The organism is Rhizobacter sp. (genome assembly GCF_035702065.1).
In the GTDB taxonomy this organism is placed as follows: Bacteria; Pseudomonadota; Gammaproteobacteria; order Burkholderiales; family Burkholderiaceae_C; genus Rhizobacter.
Genome location: NZ_DASSRA010000265.1, coordinates 1 through 5,631 on the forward strand (window position 1 = coordinate 1; position 5,631 = coordinate 5,631).

The 5,631-nt window shown below is 68.7% G+C and carries 6 protein-coding genes; 3 read left to right on the forward strand and 3 right to left on the reverse strand.

Annotation, left to right across the window (positions count from 1 at the left end):
- Positions 1–237 precede the first annotated feature (237 nt).
- The 3 genes from VFL64_RS12135 to VFL64_RS12145 form a co-directional block, all read right to left on the reverse strand.
- Positions 238–1,686 (reverse strand): cytochrome P450, encoded by a 1,449-nt coding sequence (locus tag VFL64_RS12135; RefSeq protein ID WP_489540635.1) that lies wholly within the window; start codon positions 1,684–1,686, stop codon positions 238–240.
- Between the two features lie 71 nt (positions 1,687–1,757).
- Positions 1,758–1,943, reverse strand: coding sequence for a hypothetical protein (locus VFL64_RS12140; protein ID WP_489540636.1), 186 nt, complete (start codon positions 1,941–1,943; stop codon positions 1,758–1,760).
- A 104-nt stretch (positions 1,944–2,047) separates the two neighbouring features.
- Positions 2,048–3,646 (reverse strand): serine/threonine protein kinase, encoded by a 1,599-nt coding sequence (locus VFL64_RS12145; RefSeq protein ID WP_489540637.1) that lies wholly within the window; start codon positions 3,644–3,646, stop codon positions 2,048–2,050.
- A 238-nt stretch (positions 3,647–3,884) separates the two neighbouring features.
- Here VFL64_RS12145 and VFL64_RS12150 point away from each other — a divergent pair, with 238 nt between their 5' ends.
- From VFL64_RS12150 to VFL64_RS12160, 3 genes are all read left to right on the forward strand, one after another.
- Complete coding sequence (locus VFL64_RS12150) at positions 3,885–4,286, forward strand: VOC family protein (protein ID WP_489540638.1); 402 nt, start codon at positions 3,885–3,887, stop codon at positions 4,284–4,286.
- 71 nt (positions 4,287–4,357) lie between these two features.
- On the forward strand, positions 4,358–4,657 hold the full coding sequence (locus VFL64_RS12155; RefSeq protein WP_489540639.1) for a flagellar basal body rod protein: 300 nt from the start codon (positions 4,358–4,360) through the stop codon (positions 4,655–4,657).
- 93 nt (positions 4,658–4,750) lie between these two features.
- Positions 4,751–5,631 (forward strand): DUF808 domain-containing protein (locus tag VFL64_RS12160; protein ID WP_489540640.1); only part of this gene is annotated, 881 nt, incomplete at its 3' end.

Sequence of the window (5,631 nt, forward strand, 5' to 3'; positions counted from 1 at the left end):
TTGGGCGCGAGCCCCCATGACCGAGCAGCGCAGAGCAGTCGGCCCTAGGCCGACCGGCGAGCAGGGTGCCCTTTCTTTTGCCTTCTTTTCTTTGGGCAAGCAAAGAAAAGAAGGTGCGCCGCCGGGCGCATATCCCGGCGCACCCGCGGGAAGTAGGAAGAAACAACCACGCGACTAGCGCCTCAAGGCTTCGATACCTCAGCCCGAGCGGTGGTGATGCGCGAAGAGGGAAGAGCCTCAGCCTGGCCGGATGGCCCGCTCCCTCACCCGCATCGTGAGCCCCACCGGCGACATCGCAAACGCCATCCGCTCCCGCGCCTCCCCCCCATCCGGCGTCCCCACGCCATCGATCTCGAAGCTGCTGAGCAGCATCGCCATCGCCATCTTGATTTCCAGCATGGCGAGATAGCGCCCCGGGCACACCCGCGGCCCCGCGCCAAAGGGCATGGCCACGCGCTTGGGCGAGGTCGGCGTGAGCGCCGGATCAACACCTTCCAGCCAGCGCGCCGGGTTGAATGCCTGCGGATCGGGGAAGTGCGCCGCGCTCACCGTGTCGTGCCGCATCACGCACCACACAAAGCTTCCCTTCGGCACCTGCACGTCGTGCACCGTGGTGTCGTGCAAGGCTTCGAGCACGATGAAGGGCGCCACCGGCTTGAGCCGCATGGTCTCGGCGGCGCAGGCGTCGACGTAGTGCAACTGGTCCATCTGCTCCGGCGTGAAGGCAGCGGGGTCGGGCGCCACGCGCTGCACTTCTTCGGTGGCCCGCCGCAAGGCCTGCGGGTTGCGCTGCAGCAGGTAGATCATCCAGGCCAGTGTGTTGGCCGTGGTGTCTTCGCCGGCCAGCAGCATCGTGAGTACATTGCCGGCCACGTGTTCATCGTTCACGCCGCTGCCGCCCTGGTCGGCGGCGGCGATCATGCCTTCGAGCAGGTTGCTCGGCTGCTCGCGCAAGGCCGGGTTGGCGCGCATGCGCTCGCGTGCCTGGGCGATGAAGCCGGCGATGGCCTGGTTGATGGCGATCACGCTGTGGTCGAGCTCGCGGTCGGCCTTGAGACGCACGTAGCGCCAGTACGGGAAGCGCGCAAAGATGCGCCGGAACAGCGCGGGAAAGATCTTGTCGAGGTGCTGCTGGATCACCTCGTCGTCGGACTGCAGCGTGTTCATGTCGGTGCCGAAGGCGAGGCCCGCCACGCCGTCCACCGTGTAGCGCATCAGGTCTTCCTGCAGCGGGATGGTGGCGCCGGCGCGCGCGGCAATCTGCCAGCGCCCGCGCAGGCGCTGCGTCACCTTCAGCAGCGAGGGGAAGTAGGCCCGCACGTGGCCCGGCGCGAAGCTGGCCATCACCATGCGGCGCTGATCGCGCCAGGCCTGGCCTTCGGAGCCGAAGAGGCCGGGCTTGAAGCCCATCTCCATGCCGACCACGGTCTGGCGCGTGGTGCGCCGAAAGCCGTCGGGCCGGTCTTTCAGCATGGCGGCGATGGCTTCGTGGTCGCTCACCGCGAGCACGTGGAGCTTGCCGAGGCGGAAGCGGAAGAAAGGCCCGAACTCACGGGCCCATTGCTCGACGTCGAGGTGAATGCGGTTGAGCTTGACCTGCAGGGCATTGCCGAGGAGCGGTATGCCGCGCGGCCCCGGCAGGTCGGCGATGCGGCGTGGTCCAAGGGCAGCGGTCGTGATGGCCATGGTGTTCTCAGAAGGGCAGTCCGCACCTGCGCGGCGGAACTGCGATTCTGCGGCCTGCGGCCGGGGCGCGGCTATCGGTGCCAGTCGCGACCGCGGTGGTCGTAGTAGTAGGGCGGCGGTGGACCATAGCCGGGCTGGACCACCACGGGGTAGGCACGGCGCGCGGGCACCGGCACCACCACGCAGGCGCTGAGTGCTTGCGTGAGCAGCACAACAGCCAGCACGCCCAGCGTGCGGCGTTGGACGGACTTGTTCATCGTCTTCACTCCTGGGCGCCGGAAGGTGGCCCCCACGGGTGATCAACGGCGTGCGATGAGGCGGTGTTGACGCCTTTACGTTGCTGCCAGGTAAAGAGCGGGGTTCACAACTCGCCGCGCTGTTTCATCTCGATGCACTGCGGGTGGTACGCGAACTTCGTGCGCTTGCATTGCTGCTGCATGCAATAGACGAGCGAGAAGTTGGCGCGCGAGCCGCAGGCTGCGCGTGGGGTCTCGGCGTCCGCAGGCGCAGAGGCCGCGGCCTTGGCCTTCTTGCTGCGCACCGGCGGCTCGGCCGGTGTCTCGACGAGGGCCACCACCTCAGCCGCAGAGGCCGGTTCGGCAGGCGGTGCCGCCACGGCGGAGGCCGGTGCCGATGCAGGCAGTGCGGCCTCGCTCGCTGCAGCGGCGGGGGCGCTGGCGATGGGGTCGGCCACCGACGCGGCGGGCTCGGCGGGCAATGCCACCGCACTCGCCGACATCGCCGATGCGGCCGGCGCCATGGGGGCGGCGGCAGCGGCCACCGGCGTGGGTGCCGCGGGCAGCATCTGCGTCGTCCACCACCAACCGCCCACGGCTGCGAGCGCCAGCATGCCCAGCGCCGCGACCCACAGCGAGGCGCTGCGCCGCGGTGGGGCGGCCGCAGCGTGCGGTGGTGTGGTGCTGGCGGTGAACCACTCTTCGCGCACAGGCGGTGGGTCGAACACCGGCTCTCGGCGCGGCTCGGGTGTGATCGGGATGGACGCCTGCAGGGGCGCGCGGTCCAGGATCTTCTGGAAGTCGCCCACGTCGCGCGGCCGTTCGCGCGGGCGCACCGAGAGCGCCTTGTCGATGCCGGCGAGAAACGCCTCGCTGTAGTCGTAGTGCAAGCCAGGGAAGCGTGCCTGCAGTGCGCGCACCGTGTCGGCCAGCGGGCGTTGCGGATCCTGGTTCACGCGCAACGGGGCGGGCACCGGCGCCTGGCCGGTGATGGCGAAGTGCAGCACGCTGGCCAGCGCGTACAGGTCGGTCCAGGGGCCTTGAGGCAGCGTGGCCGATTCGCTGTACTGCTCGATCGGTGCATAGGCCGGGTTGAGCAGCTTGCCGAGCGCGAGCGCGTCGTCGCCGGCCACGCGGTTGCTGGCGGCGAAGTCGAGCAACACCGGCCGGCCGTCGGCCAGCATGAAGATGTTGTCGGGCGAGATGTCGCGGTGATAGCACTGCGCGCTGTGCAGCACGTGGAGCGCGCTGAGCAGTGGCGTGAGCAGCGCACGCAGCCAGGCCTCGTCGGGCGGCTGCTTCTGGGCGGCCAGGGCTGCAGCCAGCGTGTGGCCTTCGTAGTAGGGCATCACCATGTAGGCGGTGTCGTTCTCTTCCCAGAAGCTGTGCACGTGGGCCAGCGAAGGGTGCTCCAGGCGCGAGAGCAGGCGCGCCTCGGCGAGGAAGGCGGCCTTGCCGGCGGCGAAGGCATCGGCCCCGGAGGCGGCCTTCAGCACCACCTGCGGGCCGTCGCGCCGCGTGGCCAAGTCGGCCGGCAGGTACTCCTTGATCGCCAGCTGCCGCTGCAAGGAAGAGTCGAGCGCCAGGTAAACGATGCCGAAGCCGCCACGGCCCAGCACATCGATGATCTGGTAGCCGCCGAGACGCGTGCCGGAGGGCAGCGCCTCGCGGGCCAGGGAGGTGTCGGACTGCTGGGTCGAGGGGCCGAAGTCTTGTGAGGGCATCGTGGAAGGCAGCTCGATGGAATGGAACACGGCGTTATAGAGCAAAGCGCAGGCCTGCTGCGCTGCGCCAAGGGTCGATGGCGTCGCGACTTGCCAACAAACGCGCAGTTGGGCGGGCCGATGGCGGGGTTTCTCCCATGTCGGGTGGATGCCTGGCGGCCCGTTGTCGACAAGGTGTCACGCCTGTGGCAAGGCCGGTGCTACCGTCGCCGCTCACCCCTCCACCACAGGAAGCGACATGGGCGTCCAACTCACCAAGCAGTCGATCGACCTCGGCATCGTCACCACCAACGGCCCGGCCATGCTGGCCTTCTACCGCGACGTGCTGGGCTTCAAGTACCTGCGCGAGATGCCCATGCCCGGCGGCGGCACCATGCACCAGATGCTGTGCGGCGAGAGCCTGATCAAGCTGGTGGTGCTCGACTCCGTGGCCGCACCCGCCGCGCCCGGTGGCATCCCTGGCGGCAGCGGCTACCGCTACTGGACCATGACCGTCAGCAACCTGGGCGAGATGGTGCAGGCCTGCGTGGCCGCCGGTGCCAAGGTGGCGATGAAGGAGCGCGAGCTGCGCCCCGGGGTGAAGATCGCCATGGTCGAAGACCCGGACGGCAACTGGGTGGAGTTTCTGGCGCTCGGTTGATCGAAAAACGGCTGAAAAAGCCCTCAAGTTCCCGTTCAGGCGGCCGATAGCCCTGGCAGGAGACCCCCAACATGACCTCCATCAGCGCCATCGCCTTCTCCGGAATGAACGCCGCCACGGTGCGCTTGAGCGTGTCGGCGCACAACGTCGCCAATGCGGCCACGCCGGCCTTCAAGCGCCAGCAGGTGGTGCAGGCCACCCAGGAGGGCGGCGGCGTCTCGACCAGCCTCACGCAGTCCGAAGGCCAGGGCACCGACCTCGCCGCCGAGGCCGTGGAGCAGATGAGTTCGCTCTACGCCTTCAAGGCCAACCTGCGCACCGTGCAGGTCGAGCACGAGATGCTGGGTTCGCTGCTCGACGTCAAGGCCTGAATCCAGGCTGAATCTCTCGCGTACCATGCGCGCCGTGCTGACGGCGCGTGTCTTGCTGCAGTGCACCTTCTTCACTGCCGCAGACCCCACGCCATGGCTTCCAGCTTGCTCGCCCTGCTCGACGACATCACCACCGTCCTCGACGACGTGGCCTTGCTCACCAAGCTCGCCGCCAAGAAGACCACCGGCGTGCTGGGCGACGACCTGGCGCTGAACGCCCAGCAGGTCACCGGCGTGCGCGCCGAGCGCGAACTGCCGGTGGTGTGGGCCGTGGCCAAGGGCTCGGCCATGAACAAGGCCATCCTGGTGCCGGCGGCGCTGCTCATCAGCGCCTTCGCGCCCTGGGCCGTGACGCCGTTGCTGATGGTGGGGGGCCTGTTCCTGTGCTTCGAAGGCTTCGAGAAGGTCGCCCACAAGCTGATGCACAGCCGCGACGAAGACGGCGCCCACCACGCCGAGCTGACCGAGGCACTGCAGAACCCCGACGTCGATCTCGTGGCGCTGGAGAAGGAGAAGATCAAGGGCGCCATCCGCACCGACTTCGTGCTCTCGGCGGAGATCATCGCGATCACGCTGGGCACGGTGGCGTCGTCGAACTTCGTGACGCAGGTGTCGGTGCTGGTCGGCATCGCCATTGCCATGACCATCGGCGTCTACGGCCTGGTGGCGGGCATCGTGAAGCTCGACGACCTGGGCCTGTACCTCAGCCGCAAGGCCGGCGCGCTGCGCTCGCTGGGCAACGGCATCCTCAAGGCCGCGCCCTACCTGATGAAGGGCCTCACCATCGCCGGCACGGCGGCGATGTTCCTTGTGGGCGGCGGCATCCTCACGCACGGCCTGCCGCCGGTGCACCACGCCATCGAACACGTGGCCCAGGGCCTGGGTGGCTTCTTCGGTGTGGTGGCGCCCACCTTGCTCGATGGCGTCTTCGGCATCGTGGCCGGCGGCCTCACGCTGGTGCTGGTGACGCTGGC